The organism is Escherichia sp. TW14182 (assembly GCF_000208525.1).
GTDB classification, from domain to species: domain Bacteria; phylum Pseudomonadota; class Gammaproteobacteria; order Enterobacterales; family Enterobacteriaceae; genus Escherichia; species Escherichia ruysiae.
Window position 1 is genome coordinate 1 of sequence record NZ_AEJZ01000531.1, and the last position, 1,088, is coordinate 1,088.

General features: G+C 54.0%; 1 protein-coding gene. It reads left to right on the forward strand.

The genetic code is table 11. The features are described from left to right. Nucleotides 1-1,086, forward strand: a 1,086-nt coding sequence (gene tuf / locus EQY_RS0123890; protein ID WP_000319737.1) for an elongation factor Tu, incomplete at its 5' end; no start/stop codon positions are given. Nucleotides 1,087-1,088 lie beyond the last annotated feature (2 nt).

Sequence of the window (1,088 nt, forward strand, 5' to 3'; positions counted from 1 at the left end):
ACCGTACTGGCTAAAACCTACGGCGGTGCTGCTCGCGCATTCGACCAGATCGATAACGCGCCGGAAGAAAAAGCTCGTGGTATCACCATCAACACTTCTCACGTTGAATACGACACCCCGACCCGTCACTACGCACACGTAGACTGCCCGGGGCACGCCGACTATGTTAAAAACATGATCACCGGTGCTGCGCAGATGGACGGCGCGATCCTGGTTGTTGCTGCGACTGACGGCCCGATGCCGCAGACTCGTGAGCACATCCTGCTGGGTCGTCAGGTAGGCGTTCCGTACATCATCGTGTTCCTGAACAAATGCGACATGGTTGATGACGAAGAGCTGCTGGAACTGGTTGAAATGGAAGTTCGTGAACTTCTGTCTCAGTACGACTTCCCGGGCGACGACACTCCGATCGTTCGTGGTTCTGCTCTGAAAGCGCTGGAAGGCGACGCAGAGTGGGAAGCGAAAATCCTGGAACTGGCTGGCTTCCTGGATTCTTACATTCCGGAACCAGAGCGTGCGATTGACAAGCCGTTCCTGCTGCCGATCGAAGACGTATTCTCCATCTCCGGTCGTGGTACCGTTGTTACCGGTCGTGTAGAACGCGGTATCATCAAAGTTGGTGAAGAAGTTGAAATCGTTGGTATCAAAGAGACTCAGAAGTCTACCTGTACTGGCGTTGAAATGTTCCGCAAACTGCTGGACGAAGGCCGTGCTGGTGAGAACGTAGGTGTTCTGCTGCGTGGTATCAAACGTGAAGAAATCGAACGTGGTCAGGTACTGGCTAAGCCGGGCACCATCAAGCCGCACACCAAGTTCGAATCTGAAGTGTACATTCTGTCCAAAGATGAAGGCGGCCGTCATACTCCGTTCTTCAAAGGCTACCGTCCGCAGTTCTACTTCCGTACTACTGACGTGACTGGTACTATCGAACTGCCGGAAGGCGTAGAGATGGTAATGCCGGGCGACAACATCAAAATGGTTGTTACCCTGATCCACCCGATCGCGATGGACGACGGTCTGCGTTTCGCAATCCGTGAAGGCGGCCGTACCGTTGGCGCGGGCGTTGTAGCTAAAGTTCTGAGCTAATT